This is a genomic window from Paenibacillus sp. P32E (genome assembly GCF_001909085.1).
Lineage (GTDB): Bacteria > Bacillota > Bacilli > Paenibacillales > Paenibacillaceae > Paenibacillus_AQ > Paenibacillus_AQ helianthi.
Genome location: NZ_LVYY01000076.1, coordinates 219,365 through 243,349, shown reverse-complemented (window position 1 = coordinate 243,349; position 23,985 = coordinate 219,365). Strand labels below are relative to the sequence as shown.

Genomic DNA, 23,985 nt, shown 5'->3' with positions numbered 1-23,985 from the left:
GAATAACAAAAATCCGTATGGCGCCATGGTATAAAAAGGCACATACGGATTTCTTTTATATAATTATTGATGAGGGCTGGTGTGATCCAGTGGTTTGAGCTTATCCATCCATCCCTTGATCGGATCGTAGGTACCCGCTTCAATGAGTTTGTGGTAGACACTCACAAATCCGCCGTCCCCGGCAGTTTGGCCCGCCCACTTATAATATTCTGGGAACTTTGCCTCTGCTTCGTCCAGCCGGTCCAAGATCAGATATACATCCATTAACGACTCAAAGGTGCTTTCTTCAGGTTCTGTTTTGTAATGCTGTTCCTCAATAACCAGCTGGTTCTCATAATATTGCTGCGTTCTGGCTCGATTCGGGATATATTGGTCATTCTTGAACTCATAAACAGCGAATAATGCGGGCCCAAGAGGCACCTGACCGGAATATGGACTGGCTAACAACTCCAGCTCGCCGTCTTGATCTACATCCTCATAGGTCAATAGAACATCATCATTCACAGTGACTTGCAGCTTACCTTCTATCTCCTCCAGAACAATAGTTGCCGACTCGGGACGGTTATCTGCCAGGCTGAACAGCAGTGTGGGCCGTCCATTTTGAATAAGCGCCTTTGCCCAAATGCTCTTGGCCTGATCAAATTTGTCCCCGCCTTCAAAGCTTAATCCCTGATGTTTACTGTCAAAAAGAATCTCACGGTTCTTCGCAACCACAAACTGGGTATAATCAAAATCTCCGCTATTCCAGTAATAAACTTCATAGGTCTGTTCGTTCAGATCAAAAGATTCTTTGTGTACAAAACCAGGATATTGATCCTCTATCGATGCAGCCCCTGCGGCTTCTACTGCTGGCGATGCTGAAACAGCCGGTGAAGCAAGCGGTGACGGCGATGCCTGTGTTGCTGACACAGGATTTTCGGTGGGGCTTGTATGCCCCGCATTCCCGTTATCCCCGGATGATGAACAACCGGCCAGGAATATCAACATGATAAAAAAACTCACAAAGCGCATGTAAGGTAGTCCTCCTCTATGGTTGTAAAGGGGCCTGAGCATTGCTAAGCATTCCATGGAGCTCTGCCAGTTCATCCTGCTCCAGATGCCTCCACTGCCCTCTCTCCAGCCCGCTCAAGGATATATTCATGATCCTGATCCGTTCCAGACGGAGCACTCTATAACCGAGCTCTTTGCACATACGGCGGATTTGCAGATTCAGTCCTTGGGTAAGTACAATCCGAAATTCAGTCTCGCTGATCCGGCTGGTCTCGCATGGTTTGGTCCGTGTACCAAGAATCTCCACACCAGCAGCCATCCTCTGAAGAAATTCATCCGTCACAAGTTTGTCAACAGTAACCGCATATTCCTTCTCGTGACCATATTCCGAGCGCATCATCTGGTTCACGATCGCTCCGTCATTAGTCAGCAGAATCAGTCCCTCCGACTGTTTATCCAGCCTGCCAATGGCAAATATCCGGGATGGGTATCCCACAAAATCAATGATATTCCCCTTCACCTCGCGTGAGGATGTACAGGTGATGCCTATTGGCTTGTTCAGCGCCAGGTATACTGGCTCTCTATCGACAGCAGCTAGGAGCTCTCCGTCGACGGCTACAATGTCGCCCGGCTCAACCTCCGCACCTTTTTCACAAGGAAGGCCATTAATCGTAATCCGCCCGGCCGCAAGTAATCTATCGGTTTCCCTTCGGGGGTAAATCCCTGTTTCGCTTATGTACTTATTGATTCTCATGTCTGTTTCCGCTCTCCTGAAGGGTAATTAAAAACACCTGATTGGAGTGTATACGCTACAAATTCCAAATCAGATGCCGCATGTTGATCTATGAGCATCCGGCCGTTTTACTTGCCGCTCCTAGTTGGTTTGGTTCCACTGCCCTTGGCTGCTCCCGCGCTTTTGCCGCCAGGTCCCCCAGAGGGTCCGCCTTTTGCCGGCTTCACAGGTTTCGCCGTTTTGTTCCAGCGGGTCCAGCCCTTGCTGCCTGTTCCTCTGCCTGTGCCGCCGCCTTTACTTTTTGCCACAATATCACTCCACCCGGTATTCAGTTTTCGTCTTGCATCCATCTATCTTACCATTACAATGCACAATATGTCAGGTAAATACGCAAACAGCCTGCCGGAACTTATCCGGCAGGTTGTTGCTTACCCTCATATATATTAGTGTGCGGTTTATTTTTTCGGCAGAATGTAACCTTCCGCTTTCAGCAGTTCAGCGATTAATACGGCACCTCCGGCTGCACCTCTAACCGTATTGTGGGACAGGCTGACGAATTTGTAGTCGTAGAGCGAATCCTCGCGGAGCCGGCCGGCAGAGATACCCATACCGTTCTCAATGTCGCGGTCCAGCTGCGTCTGAGGACGGTTCTCCTCTGTGAAATAAGTGATGAATTGTTTGGGAGCGCTTGGCAGGCCGAGTGCCTGTGGACGGCCTTGGAAGCTGTTCCAGCGTTCAAGAATCTCTTCCTTGGATGGCTTCTGTTCAAAGGAGGCAAACACTGCAGCCATATGGCCGTCAGCAACAGGCACACGGATACATTGTGTCGTAATGACAGGCTGTTCGCTTTTCACAATACCTTCTTCAGTCACGTTACCCCAGATCCGCAACGGCTCCTGCTCGCTCTTCTCTTCTTCACCGCCGATATACGGGATGACGTTGTCAATCATTTCCGGCCAATCGGTAAAGGTTTTGCCTGCCCCGGAGATCGCCTGATAGGTAGTCACTACCACCTTGGACGGCTTAAAATCATGGAGCGCATGCAGCGTAGGCATGTAGCTCTGGATGGAGCAGTTAGGCTTCACCGCGATGAATCCGGTCTCCGTACCCAGACGTTTGCGCTGCTGGGCAATGACCTCCAGATGCTCAGGGTTGATCTCAGGGATCACCATAGGAACGTCTGGCGTCCAGCGGTGCGCAGAGTTATTGGAGATCACTGGCGTTCCAGTGCGCGCGTAAGCTTCTTCCAGCGCCTTGATCTCTTCTTTCTTCATATCAACGGCGCAGAAAATCAGATCTACATCCGCAGCCACTTCCTCCACCTTGGAGGCATCCTGAACCATGATGCTTTTGACAGCCTCAGGCATAGGAGTGGACAGCTTCCATCTGTTCTTGACCGATTCTTCATAAGTTTTACCTGCTGAATTTGCACTTGCGGCAATCGCCGTTACTTGAAACCAGGGATGATTCTCAAGCAATGCGATAAAACGCTGGCCTACCATTCCAGTACCCCCGACGATACCCGCTCTCAACTTACTTGACATAAGAAATTCATTTCCTTTCAAGCAGCGCCTTCGATAGGTGCTTTTTAATAACCGATTATAAATGATATATGCAGCTTACACAATATGTGATTGTAAAGAAGAGGCTTTTGGAAAAAATTATTGGTGTTACGAAGCTCCCAGACGTTTCGCCAGCTCACCAAGATCCTGTCCCTTAAGCGCCCCTTCCACAAGTTGGGGCAGCAGGGCCGGAGTGCAGGCGAAGCAAGGTGTGCCATCGCGCGACAACTGTCCGGCCAGCCGCTCATCGTAAGAGGGCTTGCCTTCATCCGACAAGGCCAGCAGGGTCATTGTGCGGACCCCTGACTCGCGCAGATCGCGCATCCGGCGCACAAGCCCAGCCTGGTTGCCGTTCTCATAGAGATCCGAGACAATAATGAATAGCGTCTTCTTAGGTTCTTCAATGAACTGCTCGCAGTACTTCACCGACTTGTGGATATCCGTTCCTCCGCCGAGCTGAATCCCGAACAGCATATCCACCGGATCATTAGCACACTGCTCGGTCAAGTCCACCACTTCAGTATCGAAAACGACTACCCTGGTGTTCAGCGCAGGAATACTTGCAAAGATAGACCCGATGACCGAAGCCCAGATAATGGAGCTGGCCATCGAACCGCTCTGGTCAATATCCACGATAACTGTCCATTCCTTACTGCGGCGTGCCCGGTCAAAATAATAAAACCGCTCAGGAATAATAATCCGACGCTCCTGGTCATAGTGCTTCAGATTCCGCTCAATGGTCCGCTTCCAGTCCAGCCCGCTGAGCGATGGTAGCGGAGAGTGCTGCCGCTTGTTCAGCGCCCCGGTAACGGCGCGGCGGATATCGGTCTCCAGCAGCTTGACCAGATCATCAACCAAAGCCTGGACCAGCATTCTTGCAGTATCTTTCGTCTTTTCAGGAATTTTACCCTTGAGTGACAAAAGCGTGCCTACCAGCTGGATATCCGGCTTCACCGCAGCCAGCAGCTCCGGCTCGAAGAGCAGCTGCTTCCAGCCCCTGCGCTCCATGGCATCACTCTGGATGATCGATACGACATCTTCCGGGAAATAGCTGCGCACATCGCCAAGCCACTTCGAGAGATTCAGAGCGGCATGGCCCGTCCCTGCTCCTTTGCCCCTGCCGCCGGGAGCATTGCCGGAGCCGCCGCCTCCGTTCGTCTCATCATAGATGGCGGCAAGTGCTGAATCCATGATTAATTCCTCTTCAGTCAGGCTAAGCTGGCCGCCTTCACCATAGCCTGCAAGTGAGGCTTCGGCTTCCTGCCCCAAAATCAGCCGCCAACGGGTAACAGTACTCTCCTGCTTACTGTCATTCGTCATCTAAAAATCACCGAAGTCAAAATCATTCAAATCGTCCAGCATCTTGGCTTCATCCTCCTTCAGTTCTCCGGTAAGAATCTCTGCCGCCTGCTCTGTATCCACACCCCACAGTTCACCGAGCAGCTCGGAGATCATCGTTTTCTCTCTTGGTGAGAAGGTGCTGAATGCCCGGCGCAGAAACACCAGCGCCCGCTTGAATTCATCATCCTCGAGCGCATTGATATAATCGTTCAGCTGCTCCCAGAGGCTCATTCTGGAGAGCAGTCCATACCGGTTGCGCATCGACAAGCCTTCGAACCATCCCGCTCCAAGATCGGCCGGGATGCCGGGAGACAGACGGCGTGAGACTTCCGAAGCGACTTCATCCGCTGAGATCGCTCCACGCTCCATCAGAATGGCACAGGCGAAGCCGGACAGCCTCGGGTTGCGGTTATCCTGCTCAGACAGATGCAGCAGCTCCTGCAGCCACAGCGGTTCGTCCACCGTCTCGCTATAATCCAGCGATATTCCGTTCAGTTCATTCATAGCCACAATCATCTGCCCGGCGGCCTCGTCATTGCAGCCGCTCGCATCCAGCAGGAACAGACAGCCCCGCCGGAACAGTTCTTCCAGCAGTGGTGTAAGCGGTACGGTATCCACCTTGCGGATGTCGCCAAAGCCGATAATCGTTGCCAGCTCGCGGGCAGCAGCGGCAATGCCAACCACATCGCGGCTGTCTACAGCAAGGCTCTGAAGAACCCGGCTGGCTTCTTCCATCTGCGCTGTCAAACCGCATTCACAGGCAATACGGATGAGCGCTGAAGCTTCGGCGATGGACCGGCAAGCCTGCAGCTTCTCGCGCAGCACATAGGCGGCAGCCACTTCAATGGTCTCCCCAAGGAGGGTCGATTCAACCACCTGTATCTCCACCTCCGGCGTCCACTGGATAATCCAGTATTCTGCCCAGGTTGCCGCGTCCTGCCCGCTGGGCCTGTTCTTCGCAAAAGATATCCCGAGCAGCCGCAGTCTATGGAACAAAATAGACCGGCTCAGGTCCAGAAAGGCGGCCTCCTCGCTGGACACTCTGCGGTTCTCCCTGAGGTCCAGCGGCAGTTCGCTGGCTACGGTTGATTTATACTTCTCCAGCTTATAACGCTTAAGCAGCCGGTTTAGATCGTCCTGGATCGGTGTCTGACTGACACCGTCAGCGAGTTGCCCGATAGCTGTTCCTACATCCACCCTCGCCAGGGCATCGGCGATGACAGACAACTCACCGTGGCCAAGCAGCGTCTGGGCGGCATCCCGCAAATCGCGCAGGGTAGGCGCACTCCCGCCGTGCAGCGCAGCCAGCGACTCGGCCAGGCGCACAGCCTCGATCACCTCGGCTGTGGAGCGGTGTGTCCCGCTGCTGCGTAAATAGCCCGCAAGCGTGGACAAATAGAGATGTGCCAGCTCCTCCGGCCGCCCGGCGTCCATGGTCTCCCACATCATTTCAAAGTAATGAGGCGCTCCGTTCCCCGCCCCATAGCCCGACATGGTAGAGAGCTTGTAGTATGAATACGGCATCAGCGTCAGCTTGGTGCTGCGTGAAGGAAGCCCGGACAGTTCTTTGTCGCTCAGGGCGTCCGACAGATCTGCAAGGGCAGACGCATGATACGCTCCGCAAATGACCACGATCTTGTCCGGTGCATGCCCCTCAGCGATTTTATCCAGGATCTGCCGCCGCATATAAGACTCGCGCAGAGCATTATACGCGTGCTCTTTCGGCTGCTCGAGCTGCTCCCGGCCTTCCGATAGCAAGCGCATCCCGGCAGATAACGAAAGAATCGCTGCACGGTAAGCTCCGGCACTTAAATTGTGCTCGTAATTGCGCTCCCAATACATATCATAGTCATATTCACCGGCAAGCCGGGCAATCCGGCTGTACACGGATTCCTGTTCCTTGACCTCTTCAGTTGACGGCTCAACCGCTTCATCCGCTTCAGGCTTCACTTCCTGTACGGAGATACTTTCCCGTCTCATGGCATCTTGAAGGCTTAGAATGACCGAGGAAGGAAGATCAATAAATGCAGCCTCTGCCCCGTGATCACTGGCCCATTTCATGCCCTGATATTCAGGGGAATAGACTGCTAACGGCCACAAGGCCGTACGCACCGGCAACTCCTCCGTGAAAGCTAATATGGCAACAGGAGGCTCCGTTGAGCGATTCGTCAAATGGCGGATTTCATCCGTCGCATCGCTTGGGCCTTCGATCAGCACCGCCGTCGGCTGAAGCTCATTCAGGTATTCCAGCAGATGCTTCGCGCCGCCCGGAGACAGGTGCCGCACTCCGAAAATATGTACCCCGGCTTCAGCAGTCGCTTTCACTCGTTCAACTCCTTACAGGCCTGGTAGAGTCCGCGCCATTCCGCTCCTTTTTTCTTCATCACATTATCCAGATATTCCTTCCAGACCAGCTTGTCTTTGTCATCATCCTTGACAACCGCCCCTTGAAGCCCGGCAGCAAGATCGCGTTCTGTCAGCTCACCATCACCGAAGCTGGCCGCAAGTGCCATACTGTTCGTCAGCAGCGAGATAGCCTCTGCCGTGGAGATCACCCCTGCAGGAGTTTTCACCTTCTCCTTCTTGTCCAGTGTCATGCCGCTGCGAAGTTCACGGAAGATTGTAACGACCTTGAGCAGCGCCTCATCCGCAGGAACGGAAGCCCCAAGATTATAGGATGATGCAATCTCAGCTACCCGCTTCTTCACAATTGACAGCTCGGTTTCGATATCCGTCGGTGCGGGCAGCACAATAATATTGAAGCGCCGCTTGAGCGCAGCAGACATTTCATTGACACCGCGGTCCCGGGTATTGGCAGTAGCTATAATGGAAAAGCCCTTGCGTGCCCCTGCTTCCTTGCCTAGCTCCGGTACAGAAATCGTCTTCTCCGAAAGAATGGAGATCAGCGCATCCTGCACCTCTGAAGCGCACCGTGAGATCTCTTCGAACCGGGCGATCCCGCCGTCCTCCATGGCCCGCATAATCGGGCTTTTGACCAGTGCTTCAGGAGTAGGGCCGTTAGCCAGAAGCATGGCATAGTTCCATGAATAGCGCACATGCTCTTCACTGGTGCCGGCAGTGCCCTGAACTACCAGACCCGAATTCCCGTAGATCGCCGCCGCCAGATTCTCCGACAGCCAGGATTTTGCCGTTCCCGGCTCCCCGATCAGCAGTAGTGCCCGGTCAGTAACCAATGTGGCGACCGCCATCTCGATCAGACGTGTATTGCCGATATACTTAGGCGTAATGACTGTATTGCCAGCCTTGCCGCCTGCGATAAAGGTCAGCACCGAACGCGGGGACATCTGCCAGCCAGCGGGGATATTGCCGTTATCCTCCTTGCGTAGGGCCTCAAGCTCCTCCCGGTATAAAATCTCTGCCGGCAGCCGCATATAATCCTGAAGCTGTTCTTGTTCCGTTGACATGGATATCTCTCCTTTGTATGGACCGCTCTTGATTATTCCCGGCTACGAAGCTGATGAATCACATATTCCAGCTGAGCACGGCTTTCGTAGTACCTCTGATTCGGAAGAAGGGCTTCCAGACGGCTGCTGAAGCTTGCGGGAAACCGCAGCATTTGCTGGAACTGGGCGTAATCAAATCTGTAGGGGTTATAGTTCTTCTCATTTTCCATCACAGACATCATCAGCTCAAGCAGCTCAGGGTCCTGCATTCCAGAACGTTCAAGACCTGTAAATATATTTGTGAAAAATTCATGATTCCGCTGCCTTTTCTGCTGGTTGTTCTGCTCGCTCAGCTTGTTCAGCAGATAGCGGCGGGATTCTTCATGACCCGGATGTGCAAAAGCGCATACCAGCTCCGGTACGTCCCTGTGAATGAACAAATCCAGCCAGCGCAGGTCCCATGCAGCCTGAATTTTTTCAGGAGAGAGCATTCCCAACTCACGGTACTGCCGCTCCCTCTGGGGGTCCCAGACCGCGTCATACAATAGCTCTTCCGCAGTCATAACCTGCTCTTTGATCGTGTCCATGAGCAGTTTGTTGCGCTGTGCAGAATCCTTGGTAACTACAGCTTTCAGCTTGTTAATCATCGTCCCGCCGAAATGCCTGTAGAGCTCGTCAGGTGTCATCAGCTGCTGGGCTGCCCGGAAGTAGTGCGGAAAATAACGGGAATCCTGTTTTTGCAGCTGCTGCAGCTCTTCAAAGGCTGATTCGGAAGCAGCCCTTTGCTTGTACCAAGCCGCTTCATTGATGATAGTCGTGTAACCCAGGGAAGCAAACCGGGCATATTCCTGGATTACATAGCTGTAGAGCTCATCCAGCTGCGGGTTCCGTTGTCCGGAAAGAACGGTCGCAAACGGACGGATTCTGCTCCACACTTCCTCCGTTTTTTTCTTATCCACATTCTCCTGCGGCGCTTCACGCAGCTCCTGCATATAAAGAACAGACAATCTCTCGGCAAGTGGCTCGGAAGAGGAATATACCAGCGCATCGGCCACCAACTCCCGGTCCTTCTTCGCCGCAAATGCTTCATACAGCCGGTCTTCGCCTTGCGGCGATCCGCCTGTCGTGAGCGCTTTATACGCAGCCTCGCGGATCACTTTTTTCTTATCGGTGCTCCATTCCAGCAGGGCCGGGAGGTAAACCTCATGACTGCCAAGGCATTCGATCGCGGCGGCCCGGATATCGTCACTGCCGGTTTCAGCAGCCTGAAAGATCTCTTCAAGGACTTCTGTTCCACCCGCCTTGGCAATGGTCTTCAGTTTGCGGACTTCACTTTTACCGCCTGCGATATTCAGATTTTCGATCAGATAACCAGCGATGGCAGGGCCGTAAGCCGGAAGAATCTCGGTCATACTAAATTCAGCGATCTCCGAATAGGGATCATTTAGAGCCGCAATCGCCAGGGGAAGCAGACGAAGATCCTGAAACATCCCCTCCTTAAAAGCCTCGGTCACAATCTCATATCTGCCGCTCCCGGTTGTAGTCAGTGCCTGCCGTACTACCGCGAGCTTCCGGTAAGGGAATTTGGTATCCAGAGAGAGATTGCGGCTGCGAAGCTCCCCCGGCGTTCCTTCAGGTGCGGTAACCCCTTGGGTGTACAATACCGATTCCAGGAGCAGCGTCAGCTCCTGCAGCCGGACGGCGGCAGGCGTTCCTTGTCCGTCACCCGGTTCCAGAAGGGAGGTGATGCCTTCCCCCAGCCGCTTAAAGACTGCTGCCCGCTCGCCAAGCTGTTGAAACTGTGGAAGCAGCCGTTTCAGCCGGAAATCACCGGCTGCCAGGTCACTGCCGGCAATATATAGTCTTCTGACCTCTTGATGAAGCTCTTGCAATAATGCTGTACTCATGGGCTGTCCCCCTATAGGATATATAAGAACGTATATGATATTTACAGGTAGTTAGTACAAAAGCCGGGTAATCGAACCGCCTTGGATCAAGGTTAATGGCTGGGCAATCAGACGCCCCTGATCCAGAAGATGCTCGAACATCACCAGAATGCAGCAATTCTTCAGAGTAGTTGCAGGCAAGAACGGAAGCAGCTCAAGCGTGCCCTGAGGCAGCGAAGGAATGTCCTCCAGCACCAGCCCGGTTCCGAATTCATCCGTAATTACGTACTGGCCGCCTTCCGTCACACCCACACTAGCTGCATGCAGCAGCACTACAGGCGTTTTGTCGCTTAACGGGTTCTTCAATTGATTTTTGACCTTTTTGAGCGTCTCCGCATAAGAACGGCTAGCCTTTGCCGAAACCTTGTCAAAGTCTGCATCACTTATAGCTCTCGGTGTCATTTCTTCATAACGCACCCTGACATTCATATCTCCTGGATAGGTGTACAGCAGCGGAATACGGGCAAGCTCAAAAAAACTGTCTTCTTCCCGCATCAGCTTGGCGGCCTTATATGGCCGGTAATTCACTGTCCGGTGAATCTCACCGCCAGCTGTCTCCAGCCAGTAGCCGAGATCTACGAACTCCTGCCTAGCAGGATCATCGTAACTGTAGAACGCCAGCTGCAGAAGCTCGACATTCTCCTTCACCAGTCCATACTCCCTGAGCTCAGACAGCTGCCAGGCATGTCCCAGCCATTCATCAATCGTGGATTCATGATCAAGAGCAAGCTCAGGGTCCTCCGCTCTGGCAGTCAGATAGACCCGGCCTTTCCTGATAAAAGCATGAAGCCGCGTTAACTGCTCCATAGCATATGTATAGCCCTCTTCCCGGTCCTCTGCCTTACCCAGCAGCAGAGCAAAGTGGCGCAGCTGCGTCTGTGCTCCCGATAAATAGTAATTACCAAGCTGTTTTACATGCTCTTGCACGGTTTTAACTGTTTTGCTGTCGATCGTGGATAACCCGCCGCGGATCAGGGACAGCACCAGTTTTTCCAGCAGATCGAGCCCTTCAAGCTGTGCACCTATTTTTTTCTTCAACGCAGACTTGTTGACCTTCTTGGGCTTGCTCTCAGTACCCTCGGCTGCCTGTTTGGCCTTGTTCTCTTCACGCTTCTCCACCTTCTCGCGTTTGGAGGCTACATCCTCCGGCACAGGTGCCGGCGTGAAGGCCTGCCCTTCCACATAGGCATAGAGAAGACCGAGTGCATGCTTGCAGGGGAACTGCCGGCTGGGACAGGTACAACGGAACACCGGACTTTCCGGTGTAATAAAATCTACGGAGCACTCGTAAGGGGTTTTGCCGCTCCCGGCACATTGTCCAAAGAGCAGTTCCCCGTTCTCTGAAGTGTGCAGCTGTAAGAAGCTCTTCTTGCGTACCAGACCCTGGCCATTCTTGATAGCAGCGGCATTGGGTGCGAGCGAATCTACATAGGATGATGTTAGTTCAGGCAAATTAGTTGTCCTCCCGACTGAATTAGGTGGCAGATCAGCAGATGATATAACGTGTAATATGAACACATGTACTTCATTACCCAAATCCAGGGATAAGATCACATGTTTGCATTTATCTTAACAAAAATACCCACAGGTTCCAATCCGGCACACGGTTTTACCTAAAAAACAGGTACATAGTCTTGTCAATGCAAAAATATTGACAGCAGATTATTTAACGAATCAGCTTCAGTTTAAACCCTGGACTGTGGGACGCGATTATAGACTTACAGCATAAAAAAAAGAGACTCTCTACGAGTCCCCATGTCATCTCCGTTTATTTAAACCAGCCCTTCTCCTTAAATCTGGTAATGGCTTCAATCCGGTTCCCTACATCCAGCTTGTCGAGGATGACCGATATGTAATTGCGCACCGTTCCGGTTGTAATGTAGAGCTGGCTGGCGATTTCCTTCGTATTTTTGCCATCGGCGATGAGTCCCAGCACTTCCTTCTCCCGCTGGGTCAGGGGATTGGCCTCATTGCTGTAAGCCTCATCCATCAGTTCAGGCGCATAGAGCCGTTTGCCGGCCATCACACTGCGGATAGAGAGTGCTAAGTCTTCACTCGGACTGTCTTTCAACAGATAAGCATTTACACCGGCTTTGACGGCCCGTTCGAAATACCCAGCCCGGGCAAAGGTGGTCAGAATCATTATTTTACAGCCGGAATCCTTCAAGACCTCCGCAGCTTCGAGACCGCTCATCGCCGGCATCTCAATATCCATGATGCAAATATCCGGCTTGTGCTGTTGTACCAGCTTGACGGCCTCCTCCCCGTTGCCTGCCCGGCCCACTACCTTCATATCTTCCTCGAGATCCAGCAGGGAAGCCAGTGCCCCCAACAGCATGCGTTGATCCTCAGCGATGACTATTTTGATCATTGTTCCTTTACCTCCAGTTCCGGCTGCTTAAAGACGTTCGGCACCTTAATGACAAGCGTCGTTCCTTGATCTTGCAATACATCCATACAGCCGTTTACAAATTCAAGCCGCTCTCTCATTCCCTGCAGTCCATGACCCTTGTCATACAGATTGATTCCCTTGGTTCCCGAGCCGTTATCCTTTATCATAATCTGCAGGTCGGTCCGTGACGGTTCAATCCGCACCTGGCAGAGTGTGGCCTTACTATGCTTTACCACATTAGTAATGGCTTCCTTAAGACACATACTCAGCACATTCTCCGTAATCAGAGAGGTATTGGTTAGCTTTGGATTGCCCTCCAGCTCGAATTCTATCTCAGCTGCCCCCAGCAGTTGGCGGATACGTACGAGTTCATCCTCCAGGCGGATTCCGCGCATTTGCGTTACCATCTCCCTGACTTCCTTAAGCGCACTTCTGGCGGTCTGGCGGACATCATTTATCTCTAGTACAGCCTGCGCCGGATTTTTGTGAACCAATTTGCCGGCCAGATCGCTTTTGAGGCCGATCAGTGACAGCTTCTGACCCAGTGTATCGTGCAGATCCCGGGCAATCCGTTGCCGCTCCTCTATGATCACCAGCTCGGAAATCCGTTTGTTGGCATCCTCCAGCTGACCCTGCAGTTTATCCTGGTTGTTACGGTTGTAGGTTGTCGCGGGCAGCAGCACTACAGCGATCATACTCACCAGTACGAACGGAATCTGTGAGATGAACACAGAACTTCCAGTAATCAGCTCATAGTTGATGGCAACGATGGTGGTCAGCAGGTGAATCGAATACAGAGTGAAAAAACCGGCTCTTTTCTGAATATTCCCGATAAAAAAAGCAATGAACAAAGCAAAGTACATATATCCAAACAGCAGAGTCATTGTGATCGAGACCACGATCTGCACACTGGTCCAGAAATAGACTACCCATCCCTTTGATTTGAACGAGAGGACATAACAGGCAAAAAAGACCAATACCATAACGATTCCATAGACCCACTGGTTCTGATTCACCGATGCGGAGCGGAAGATGAAATAAAACGGGAGAATATAAAATATGACCCATACATAAGGGCTGAGACCGGTACTTTTGTGAAAGATATGATGCCACTTCTGCATGTCAGCCATCCTTTTTGCCAGCAAGATTGTACCCCCATTTTAGCATAAACACTGCGTTTTCCAACAATTTTCGGCAAAAAAAGAGAAAGCGGAGCGTCGGCTGTAATGTTCTCCGGCTTCGTCTTTCTCTACTAAATATTCTATTCGCTCTGGAATCCGGGTTTGATGACTTTCAGACCCTCCGCTGCCGACTCCGGCTGTTTCATTCTCGTCTTGATCTCCCTGAAACCGACAAAGCCTTTATTCTCTTCATCCCATAAGCGGAAATGCAGTGCCTTCAGGCTGGTTCCAATGGTAATCGTTGTAGCGTGCTGCAGAGGTGTTGATGCATTGTGTGCCAGCTCCAGATTATAGTTCGGCACCTTCGGACTCAAATGATGAACATGGTGAAATCCGATATTGCCGGTAATCCATTGCAGCACCTTCGGCAGTTTATAATACGAGCTGCCTTCCACCGCGGCTGATACATAACTCCATTCTTCTTCATGCTCAAAGTAGGAATCTTCGAATTGATGCTGCACATAGAACAGCCAAATGCCGAGAAAGCCGGAAACGAATACGATCGGCAGCTGCACCATCAGAAAAGCCTGCCAGCCCATCGCCCAGATGAGCGAAGCATAAAGTGCGGCAATGGAAACGTTAGTCAAATAGGTGTTCATCCGTTCCTTGCGTCTTGCACCTTTGGCATTGAAACGGTATTGAATCAGGAAGACGGCGACCGGTCCGACCACGAACATGATCAGCGGATTGCGGTAGATGCGGTAGTACAGGCGTTTTAATGGCTTCGCTGCGATATACTCCTCTACGGTCATAATCCAGATATCGCCGATCCCCCGCTTGTCAAGGTTGCTGCTCCCGGCATGATGGATGGAATGGCTATGCTTCCACTGGCGGTAGGGTACAAGCGTCAATACGCCCGTAATCGTCCCGATGATATCATTGGCTTTGCGGTTTTTGAAGAACGAGCCATGGCAGCAGTCATGGAAAATAATAAAGGTACGGATCACAAACCCGGCTGCGGGAACCGCGAACACAAGCGTTAGCCAGTAGGATACAGACAGGCTGAAATAGGCAGCCATCCATAAAAGCACAAGCGGAACGAGGGTATTAATCAATTGTCTGATACTCGCACTCTGATTTGTTTTTTCAAAGGGGGCCATACTTTTTTTCAGGCTGGAGAGCTGGGATGTCTGGTTTGTAGTCATCTAGTTCGTTTCCTCCTCGGATGTTCCAGGTAACGGATACATTCATCTATCTTCATTATAGAGTAGTATGTGTCATCCCAGAAAGGCATAAACATCAATGATGTTGTATGACAAATGTCATACCTACGTTCCAATTAGTGGTATTATTGGGATTTAGAGAGTATTCCCGCGTCAATAGCTAGGCTGAAGAACCTGAGAGAGCTATGTATCTATTGTGCAAGCTCGGATCGGCCGACTCCCGGGTATCAGGCCAAGCCGAAGGAAGAGATCCGCTTAAACCGTATCCCGCCGGAAATTGGAGAGCTGGAGCAGCTGGAGCAGCTTATCATTCAATATACCTCGATCCATGAGCTGCCGCCCCAGTTAGTGAAGCTGAGGTACCTGCAAAGCTTGAACTTGGAAATGTGTATGATCCACCGAAAACCTGATTTTCTCAATGGTATGAAGCAATTGAAATACATTAATATATCACGGGATTCGTTATGGGGAAATGATTGAATCAAGAGCGCAAACTTCAACAACAAAATCTAATTCGCCTGCCGGGAATTCGCCTCACGGTATTCCGTTGGGGTATTGCCGGTGGCTTTTTTGAATACTTGGGTAAAGTAGCGCGGGTCCTGATAGCCGACAAGCGGCGCGACCTGATAGACCTTCACGTTGCTGTTCTGCAAAATATATTTGGCCTTCTCCATCCGGCAATGGGTTACAAATTCCAGGAAGGTATAGCCGGACATTTGTTTGAACAGTGTGCAAAAGTGGCTGATGCTCAGATCCGCAACCTCCGCAACTTCTTCTATGCTGAGATCCTTGTGGTAGTTAGCTTCAATATACCGTCTGGACTTCTCTACTATGCTCCGGCCATCCTCACGGGAGGCCGATTTATGGCTCTCCAGCATCCATTCGCGGAATTCCATCTTAAGTGCAGCAATCATTGCCGACAAGGTACCGAGACCGTGCATTCTGCTGAGCAAACCTTCTAGTGACCAGTCGGTATGCAAATTAAGATGTTCAAATTGCCGGTACAGCACCACAATCATCTCAATGATCAGTCTCTCTGCAAGCTCCTGCGGCAATCCCTGCGCTTCAATGTAATCGGCCATTTCATCGAATAAGGACATCATCCGCTCCAGATCCAAAGTCCGGATACTCTCAATCAGGGCTAGCTCCAGCTCCTTCGGATATTTCACTTCCCGGCTCCCGCCAGGCAAAGACTCCTCATCAAGAAACACACCTGCCTGCCCCGAATAAAACCGCTGGTACAGTGCTTTGCAGGCGAGCGGGTACACAGTGCTCAATTGATTAATTCCCTGTGTAGTCCGACTGATGCCTACCGAACACTCCAGCTTGGAATATCTTTTAATCCCGGCGGTCAGCTGCTCGCCAAGTTCTTTTCTGCCTGCACTTAGGTTCCCGGGGAATAGCAGAATCCACTCTCCGTTATAGAACGGGAATACGGACAACACTCCATTTTCCAGCGACCACTCTTCCAGAATGTTCCGTACCGCGAAGAGCCAGAGGCGCTTCTCCTCCACACTCCAACGGGCGGTCAGAGAAGCATAATGATCAAGCCGGACCACCGCCATGAAATAGTCGCTTTCCAGCTCGCTATTCTCCAGCCATTTGAGATGCTGAAGCGGACGCGGATTGCCGAGCGTGAATTCAGCGAACATCCGCTCACGGGCCAGCATGGACAAGGTCTGCACCGAGAGCAGCAGCTGTTCATTCTCCTTCTGGCGGTCGAGTCTTTCTCTGGCCCGGGCGAGCATCTCGGTCAATTCGTCGTGATCAATCGGTTTCAGCAAATAATCAAATGCCCCTTGCCGCAGCGCCTCCCGGGCATATTCAAACTCCCCATAACCACTGATGAAGATAAAGATCAGCTTGCCGCTGCGCGGCAGCACCTCCTTCATCAGCGCAATGCCATCAAGGACCGGCATGCGGATATCACTAATGATGATATTGGGTTCTGTCTCCTCAATCAAACGCAGCGCCACTTCCCCATTCCTTGCTTCTCCCACAATCGTTAGACCCAGTTCCTCCCAAGGGATGGCCACATTCAAGCTTCGCAGAATGATCGGTTCATCATCTACCAGCAGCACTTTGTAATTCACCAGTGTTGCACCCATCTCAAGACCCCCCAGGCTTATTGTATGGCCGAACTCCGAATCAATTTCCAGTATTGCTCTGATGAGATCTGTAGCTGCTTCAATGCCTCATCGCCCTGCAGGCCGCCATCAATCATCTCTTCTATGACACTCAGGAATGTTTTCTTGACCTCCGGTGACAGCAGATTATCGTAGGGCACGAAGCTCTGCTGATTCTTCTCCATCATCTCCATGACCTGGGCGAATACCGGCCCAGTCTTATTCGGATCAATGGGAATCCGCATGGACGGAATTCTTAAGCCTTCATACACGATCCGGCTCTGTATCTCTTGGGTATAGAATCCTTTCATCAGTGCAAGTGCCGCTTCCCGTTTGGCTCCGCTCAAGCTGGAGGACAACCCGATCCCGATGGTATACCCGCCCGCGATAGAGGCTTCCTCACTGCTGTTCAGAGCCGGGAACGGAATAACCCCAACTTCGTTCTGGAAATCTGCTGGTGCTTTCTCCCCTGAGAACAGGTTAATATCCCAGTTGCCGTTCAAATACATGGCAGCCTGCCTGCTTGTGAACAGCCCGACTGCATTTTCCGGGGAGGTATCATTAGAAAGCGGGCTAAATGCCTCCTCCCCGATCCATTGCCCCAGATGCCGGAACGCCTGCTTATAATAGCTGTTCTCAAAGCTGGCTCCTTCCTTACCGGTAACCAGTTTCTGGATCAGATCCGGACCCGCGTAGCGGTCCATTAAGTAATGGGCAAATATCCCGGCAGGCCAGCGGTCTTCATTGCCGAGCGCAAAGGGAATGTAGCCCGCTTGCTTCAATCGGAGGATCGCTGCATCCAGTTCAGCCAGCGTCTCAGGGACCTTAATACCCAGCTTATTGAAGATCGTCCGGTTATAATACAGCGGCTCCGCATTGCCTTCAATCGGAAGTCCGTAAATATGATTATTATTGAACGTCCACAGGTGCAGATCCTTGAATTGATCCTTCAAGCCATTCACCTGGGCGAAATCCGTTAAGTCCATCAAGCGGTTGGAACGGACATAAGGCTCGATCTCGGCTCCTCCAAATAACACGAACATATCCGGGGGCGTGCCGGTAACCATTTCACTCTTGAGCTTCTGCTCACGGTGGATGGTCTGGTCCAGTCCCTCGAAATTCACTTTGACATTGGGATGTTCCTGCTGATACTTCTCTACCACCTCTTCGAAAATAGCCAGTAATGGCCGATCATGCTCCTTAATCCAGAAATGGCGGAAGGTGAGGGTGATTTTCTCCTGGGCATTGTCCTCAATCGGTTCCCTTCTGCCTTGCATAATAAAGAGAACCGCTCCCGTCATCAGGCCAATATAGAGAATAATCCAGCCCCGTTTCATCAGCCATCTTAGGACAATCTGCTTTCTAGTCATTCCATCCGCTCCCGTCATGGCTGAATTCTCGGAATACGGATACAAATTGTTGACCCGAAACCAGGGGAGGAACAGACTACAATGCCGTAAGGATTGCCGAACCGGATTTTCAGGCGCTCATGCACATTTTTTAGTCCAACCCCGCTGTCGCTGTATTTTTTCGGATTGATGCGTTCCTTGTTCCACAGACTCATCAGCGTGGCGAGATCAAAGCCCGGGCCGTTGTCCTTGACTATAATAATCAGATCCTTTCCCATCTCCTCCGCTGAGATTGTAATTACTCCGTGCTCCTCCATCTGCTCAATGGCATGGTATAAAGCATTCTCGACAATCGGCTGGACAATAAGCTTCTGGGTCATCAGGTATTTCAGGGAATCCGGCAGCTCCAGTGCATAAGAGAACTTGTCTTCAAAACGGAATTTCTGAATATCCAGATAGTGTCGGACATGCTCAAACTCCATCTGCAGTGGAATCAGTTCCTGATTCTGGCTGATGCTGATCCGCAGCAGCTTGCCGAGAGAGACGACCATTTTGCTGATATCCCGGTTCCCAGCCAGTACAGCCATGGAGTTGATGGATTCCAGTGAATTATAGATAAAATGTGGGTTAATCTGCGCCATCAGCGCCTGCATTTCTGCTTCCTTTTTACGGCCCTGCTCGGTCTGCACCTGCTCGATCAGTTCCACGATCTGTGCGCTCATCCGGTTAAAGCCGTCAATCAGTGAATCGCTTTCATCATCGGCCCGGGGAGGTATGGTTATGGGTGTAAAAATACCCTGCTTTACCCGTTTCATGCCGTTCACTGCACTGTTGATGCTGCGCACAAGCCGGCGTACAAAATAATGGTCAAACAAAAACGCAGATATTAATGAAACCGCACCTAGTATGAGGGCAATATTGCGGATCGACACGGACTCTGAAGAAATCAGATTCATCGGTGTAATCGCTGCCAAATACCAGTCTGTATTATGTGAAGGCAGGAAAGTAATCAGTGATTTCTCCCCTTGATAATTGTCGATGTAATAGTCCTCATCCCGGGAATAGTTGTCCTGTAAAAAAGGGAAATCCGTTCGTTGCCCGATATGCTCCCCGGATTTGGTAAAGACGATGTTCCCCTGCTTGTTCACCAGCAGAATATCCCCTTTTTTCAGTGTGGCGGCTTCCCAGAAAATCTGATCCAGCAAATCCGGTTTCACATACACCACCAGATAACCGATATCCTCCAGGGAATAATAATCCTTAATTATCCTGGCCTGCACCAGCACTGGGTTACCGGAAGATTCCGAGCCGTTCTCCCCTGGACCTGACCAGACGGGACGCCCCTCCGCGCTCTCCATTGCCCCGTACCAGACCTGCTTCCGCATGTCAGAGAAGGACATTGGTGCGTTGTATTGATACAATAGACGGTCTTTGCCATATAAACTAAAGGAAGTTATCATAGGATGGTTGATCAGCAGATTGTTAATCTCCTGCTTACGGTCATAGGTCAGCACAAAATCCGGCTGCTTCAGTGACTGCTGAATCGCCGGCTGCGTTATGGCCGAGTTGGTTATGGATGAAATTTCACTGAGTGCGAACTTCAGCTTGCGGTCCGTCTCCAGAAGCGAGATCCAGTAGAAATTGCTGGATTTCTTCTCCATGGCATTGGAAAAATTAACATAGGTCACGCTCCCCATCACAATGACGGGGATGAACACGAGAAGAATAATAGCGAACAATATTTTGCGGCGGAGCTTCATAAATCCTTCCCTTCCTCCTGCTGTCCTATGTCCTTATTATTCTTCACGGTAATCCTTATTTCCTGTTAGCTCTTGATTGCACCCGAAGTCAGTCCGGCAATGACCCACCGGCTAAAGAGCAGGAACACAACCAGCAGCGGCAGCGTTGCGGTGAAGGTGGCGGACATAATCATTCCATAATCCAGACCGTCACGTGTGGTAAACAGCTGCTGGAGGGCAATCTGAATGGTATAATGCTCTTTATTCTTCAGAACGACGAGAGGCCAGAAGAAATCATTCCACACGGTCATGAAGTTCAGAATGCCAAGTGTAGCCATGGCCGGTGTAATGACTGGAATTGCAATGTTCCAAAAGATGCGGAAATGCCCACCGCCGTCAATGCGGCCGGCTTCAATCAGCTCCGTATGTACGGCTGTAGAAATGTACTGACGCATCCAGAAAATCCCAAATGCATTAACCATCGCCGGCACAATCAGTGCTTTGAAGCTGTCGATCCAGTGCAGCTTTGCCATAATCACGTAGGTTGGCAATACACCCAGCTGCTGCGGTACAAAGAGGGTGGCAATGACAAAATAGAACAGTACATTTTTGAACGGAAACTCATATTTGGCAAACGCATAGCCGGCCAGTGTGCAGAAGAACACGACCGAGATCGTCACCATCGACGAAACAAACAGAGAGTTACCCAGCGCCTGGAAGAAATCCGCTTTATCCAGTACACGCTTGAAGTTGTCGATGAACTGATCTCCGATAGTCAGCAGCGGCGGCACATGAAAGACAGCACCTTTGTCATTAGTACCCACCACAAACATCCAGTAAAACGGAAAGATGGATACCAGCGCCCCGAGAATTAACAAAACATAGAACCAGAATTTGCCAAAAAGACCGAGATCATCCGGATTTTTTTTGAACATACGTAGTGTACTCACGCTTTTTTCCCTCCTGTATCTCCACCCATGCGGCTTGAGACCAGCATATTAAGCAAAGAGAAAATAATCGTGACGAGGAACAGCAGAACTGCCGTAGCCGCCGCCGTACCAAAGAATCCATTACGGAAGGCTTCACTATACAGATAGGTCACCATTGTAATCCCTTCCTGCCGTGTCGAGCCGGTTCCGGATTGGCCCAGGAATACATATGGCTCCGTGAAGAGCTGCAGGGCGCCAATCGTAGAGAGCAGGGTAACAAAAATAATGAACGGACGCAGCAGCGGAAGAGTAATGAACGTAAGCTGCTGTCTTCTGCTGGCTCCGTCGATGCGGGCCGCTTCATACAGATCCATCGGAATACTCTGTAGACCCGAGAGGAAGATAATCGCGTTGTAGCCCGTCCAGCGCCACATGACCATCGAGGAAATGGCAATTTTGACGCCCCACCACCCGGAGTTGAAGGCTACGCTGTCTAAGCCCAGTCCATTCAGCATCCAGTTGATCATCCCGTTATTGCCGAACAGTGTGCTGAATACCAGCGTAACGGCAACGATAGAAGTGATGTTCGGCATAAAATAGAGAATGCGGAATGTTTTTTTGAACCGGGTCATCCCTGAATGCAGGAGTACGGCCAGCAGCAGCGCCAGAATAATCTGCGGCACTGTTCCCATAAGTCCCATAATGAGCGTGTTGGTGAAAGAGATCCAGAAGGTGGGGTCGCTCGTCACCAGATCATAGTTTTTCATGCCGACATACTTCATGGGACCCAGTGCATCCCACTTGAAAAAGGATAAATAAATCGTGAAAAAGATCGGGTACAGTCCAAATATCGAGAACAGAATAAAGAAAGGAGAAATAAAGGTATATGCAGTAATGCGGCTCCGTCTTTGTTCAGTTAAAAAAGGGCGTTTGCTCTCGGCATGTGGACTCGCGAGTACGGGCTCAGCCATGTCACACCTCCAGGGAATATAACGTTTTTAAATCCGGATTCAAGGAGGATACTGCACCCCATGAATCCGGACAGTCATGACAACTTCATTGAAAGACTTAGCCGCGTTCTGCCAGAGTCTTCGCCTGTTTCACAGCTTCATCCCACTCTTTGGCCGGATCAGCTTTCTTCTCCAGCACGTTTTTCAGGGCGTTCTTGAAGAACGTATCGGTCTGGTCATGCAGAGGACCGTAGTAGACAGGTTTTACGCGGTTTGCTGATTTACCGAATTCAACCGCAGTCTGCTGGCCGCCAAAGAAATCATCCTTGAAGTCCTTAAATGCAGGATCTTCATAGAGTGCAGGAATGGAAGGCATCAGACCCTTGGTCTTGAACGATTCGAGCTGGTTGTCTTTATTGACCAGCCATTGGATAAAGTCATAAGCTTCCTTAGGATGCTTGCCTTCCTTTGGCAGGGTGATGAACGATCCGCCCCAGTTGCCTGCGCCTTCAGGAAGCTGGGCGATTTTCCATTTGCCGGAGGAATCCGGTGCGTTGCTCTTAATGTTGCCAGCCATCCATGCAGGTCCCATAACCACTGCAAAGGAACCGTCACTCATACCTTGACCCCACTCAGGGGACCACAGCATTACATTGCTGATCCAACCTTCCTGAATGCCCTTAACCGTGAAATCATAAGCTTTCTTCACCTGCGGATTCGTGTCGCCGATGAATTTGCCGTCAGCTTTGCTGAAGTAAATTTCGTCAGCGGACTGATCGCGCAGAGCGTTATAAGTCAGATCCGTCAGATCCACAAACGGCTTGCCGGTTTTGTCTTTGAACGCTTTAGCTACCGTAGCGAATTTATCCCAGGTATCAATAGCAGCGCCGAAGCCGTCAGGATCATCCGGTAACCCGGCAGCCTTAGCCAAGTCCGTGCGGTAGTATACAACGGTAGGTCCGATATCTGTTGGAAGACCCAATTGGAAGCTGCCATCCACAGAAGAGGCTTGTTTCCATTTCCAGTCCAGATAATTGGCTTGAATATCCTTCGCACCATAATCGTTCAAGTTGTAGAATTTATCCTGAGCCCCCAGGAAACGTTCCATGAAACCGATTTCAAGTTGAAAAATATCAGGTGCTCCCGAACCCGCAGACAATGCTGTCGTCAGGTTGTTGTGGTGAGCGGTCTGGTCACCGGTGTTCTGAACCTTAATGGTAATGTTCGGATGATCCTTCGTGTATTGGTTCGCCAGCTCTTCATAGTTGACATTGCCAAGCGTCCAGAAGGAGAGCTCAATTTTTTCAGCAGGATCTGCAGCCTTTTCGGTTGCCGGAGCATTTGTACTTGCCGCGTTGTTACCTGCATTTTCTTTTTTGGTGTCGTTCCCGGCTTTGTTGTTCCCTCCGCATCCTGCCAGTGAACCTACTAGCAGAACGGCGGCAAGTGACACTGCCAGGTGCTTTGCTTTTCTCATTCCTCTGTACCCCTTTCAAAGGTTTCTCTTACAAGATTTAGTGTACAGTAGGCAATCCGGTTTTTTGAGGAGGCAAACTTCCGATTTATGGTGGAAATATTTACGATAGTGGTTATTCACCTTTGTGCTCACTCTGGATTTATGTGCTGCACACAGGTATACTATTTTTATTTCCATCCTTCCCCCATCCAGATCCTTATATTTTACAAAAGGAGAGTATTATCATGCCTATCAACCGCCCTTTGCTGACCGACAACGATCTTCAGGAAGCCGTTGACCGCAAACTGCCGGTTCGGGTCTTCGAGGATGACCATCTGGTGAATTCCGGAGCGACCGTCGTCCGCTTCACCGATTCGGATGTTGTGATTCAATCCCGGGTCAGCGACTTAACCTATTATTCCCGCAGGAGCTGCCAGTTCTTTGAGGTTAGACCTTAGCCGCTTTAACAAATTCACATTTGATTATGCACAAAAGAGCTGTCGCATAAGCCATGAAATGGTGGTACGCTCTTTGTTTCAAGAGTTGGATAGACGGTTGCGCTAGGTGAGGACGCTCCGCGAACGAAACGTTGTTCCAATCGCTGTGGTCTCCAGATTTTTTTCATTCCCCTTAGCGGTGAAAATCCGGAGACCAAGGCGAACGCTTCGCTTTTCCACAATCATTCCGTTCTCTCCGCTGTTTAAGTGGGAACCCTATCTGCAAT

The 23,985-nt window shown here is 50.9% G+C and carries 19 protein-coding genes; 1 reads left to right on the top strand and 18 read right to left on the bottom strand.

What is annotated here, in order from left to right; all coding sequences use genetic code 11:
- Positions 1-63: 63 nt before the first annotated feature.
- The 18 genes from A3848_RS29900 to A3848_RS29815 all read right to left on the bottom strand — a co-directional run bounded on the left by A3848_RS29900 (position 64) and on the right by A3848_RS29815 (position 23,282).
- A complete protein-coding gene (locus A3848_RS29900) occupies positions 64-1,011 on the bottom strand; it encodes a hypothetical protein (RefSeq protein WP_074088666.1) in 948 nt (315 codons plus the stop codon).
- 16 nt (positions 1,012-1,027) lie between these two features.
- Positions 1,028-1,744, bottom strand: a complete 717-nt coding sequence (locus A3848_RS29895) for a pseudouridine synthase (protein ID WP_074088665.1) — start codon at positions 1,742-1,744, stop codon at positions 1,028-1,030.
- A gap of 107 nt (positions 1,745-1,851) precedes the next feature.
- On the bottom strand, positions 1,852-2,034 hold the full coding sequence (locus A3848_RS29890; RefSeq protein WP_178382108.1) for a DUF3934 family protein: 183 nt from the start codon (positions 2,032-2,034) through the stop codon (positions 1,852-1,854).
- A gap of 144 nt (positions 2,035-2,178) precedes the next feature.
- Positions 2,179-3,267, bottom strand: a complete 1,089-nt coding sequence (asd, locus tag A3848_RS29885) for an aspartate-semialdehyde dehydrogenase (RefSeq protein WP_074088663.1) — start codon at positions 3,265-3,267, stop codon at positions 2,179-2,181.
- Between the two features lie 126 nt (positions 3,268-3,393).
- A complete protein-coding gene (locus tag A3848_RS29880; protein ID WP_074088662.1) occupies positions 3,394-4,605 on the bottom strand; it encodes a VWA domain-containing protein in 1,212 nt (403 codons plus the stop codon).
- On the bottom strand, positions 4,606-6,951 hold the full coding sequence (locus A3848_RS29875) for a DUF5682 family protein (RefSeq protein ID WP_074088661.1): 2,346 nt from the start codon (positions 6,949-6,951) through the stop codon (positions 4,606-4,608).
- On the bottom strand, positions 6,948-8,051 hold the full coding sequence (locus tag A3848_RS29870) for an AAA family ATPase (protein ID WP_074088660.1): 1,104 nt from the start codon (positions 8,049-8,051) through the stop codon (positions 6,948-6,950). Before A3848_RS29870 ends, A3848_RS29875 begins: the two co-directional genes overlap by 4 nt.
- A gap of 32 nt (positions 8,052-8,083) precedes the next feature.
- On the bottom strand, positions 8,084-9,937 hold the full coding sequence (locus A3848_RS29865; RefSeq protein ID WP_074088659.1) for a HEAT repeat domain-containing protein: 1,854 nt from the start codon (positions 9,935-9,937) through the stop codon (positions 8,084-8,086).
- Between the two features lie 51 nt (positions 9,938-9,988).
- Entirely contained in the window at positions 9,989-11,428 is a 1,440-nt protein-coding gene (locus tag A3848_RS29860) for an SWIM zinc finger family protein (protein WP_074088658.1), read from the bottom strand.
- A 316-nt stretch (positions 11,429-11,744) separates the two neighbouring features.
- Positions 11,745-12,347, bottom strand: coding sequence for a response regulator transcription factor (locus tag A3848_RS29855; RefSeq protein WP_074088657.1), 603 nt, complete (start codon positions 12,345-12,347; stop codon positions 11,745-11,747).
- Complete coding sequence (locus tag A3848_RS29850) at positions 12,344-13,489, bottom strand: sensor histidine kinase (protein ID WP_074088696.1); 1,146 nt, start codon at positions 13,487-13,489, stop codon at positions 12,344-12,346. The genes A3848_RS29855 and A3848_RS29850 overlap by 4 nt, the downstream gene beginning before the upstream one ends.
- Before the next feature lie 140 nt (positions 13,490-13,629).
- Positions 13,630-14,694, bottom strand: coding sequence for a Delta(5) desaturase DesA (desA, locus tag A3848_RS29845; RefSeq protein ID WP_074088656.1), 1,065 nt, complete (start codon positions 14,692-14,694; stop codon positions 13,630-13,632).
- A gap of 527 nt (positions 14,695-15,221) precedes the next feature.
- Positions 15,222-16,820 carry a response regulator gene (locus A3848_RS29840; protein ID WP_074088655.1) on the bottom strand — a complete coding sequence of 533 codons (1,599 nt, stop codon included), beginning with the start codon at positions 16,818-16,820 and terminating at the stop codon, positions 15,222-15,224.
- 17 nt (positions 16,821-16,837) lie between these two features.
- Positions 16,838-18,208, bottom strand: a complete 1,371-nt coding sequence (locus A3848_RS29835) for an ABC transporter substrate-binding protein (protein ID WP_074088654.1) — start codon at positions 18,206-18,208, stop codon at positions 16,838-16,840.
- A 14-nt stretch (positions 18,209-18,222) separates the two neighbouring features.
- On the bottom strand, positions 18,223-19,947 hold the full coding sequence (locus tag A3848_RS29830; protein WP_074088653.1) for a sensor histidine kinase: 1,725 nt from the start codon (positions 19,945-19,947) through the stop codon (positions 18,223-18,225).
- A 65-nt stretch (positions 19,948-20,012) separates the two neighbouring features.
- On the bottom strand, positions 20,013-20,861 hold the full coding sequence (locus A3848_RS29825) for a carbohydrate ABC transporter permease (RefSeq protein ID WP_371916007.1): 849 nt from the start codon (positions 20,859-20,861) through the stop codon (positions 20,013-20,015).
- 11 nt (positions 20,862-20,872) lie between these two features.
- Positions 20,873-21,826, bottom strand: a complete 954-nt coding sequence (locus A3848_RS29820; RefSeq protein WP_074088651.1) for a carbohydrate ABC transporter permease — start codon at positions 21,824-21,826, stop codon at positions 20,873-20,875.
- A 97-nt stretch (positions 21,827-21,923) separates the two neighbouring features.
- On the bottom strand, positions 21,924-23,282 hold the full coding sequence (locus tag A3848_RS29815) for an ABC transporter substrate-binding protein (protein WP_074088650.1): 1,359 nt from the start codon (positions 23,280-23,282) through the stop codon (positions 21,924-21,926).
- A 224-nt stretch (positions 23,283-23,506) separates the two neighbouring features.
- On the opposite strand from A3848_RS29815, the gene A3848_RS29810 reads away from it, so the two are divergent.
- Complete coding sequence (locus A3848_RS29810) at positions 23,507-23,719, top strand: hypothetical protein (RefSeq protein WP_074088649.1); 213 nt, start codon at positions 23,507-23,509, stop codon at positions 23,717-23,719.
- Positions 23,720-23,985 lie beyond the last annotated feature (266 nt).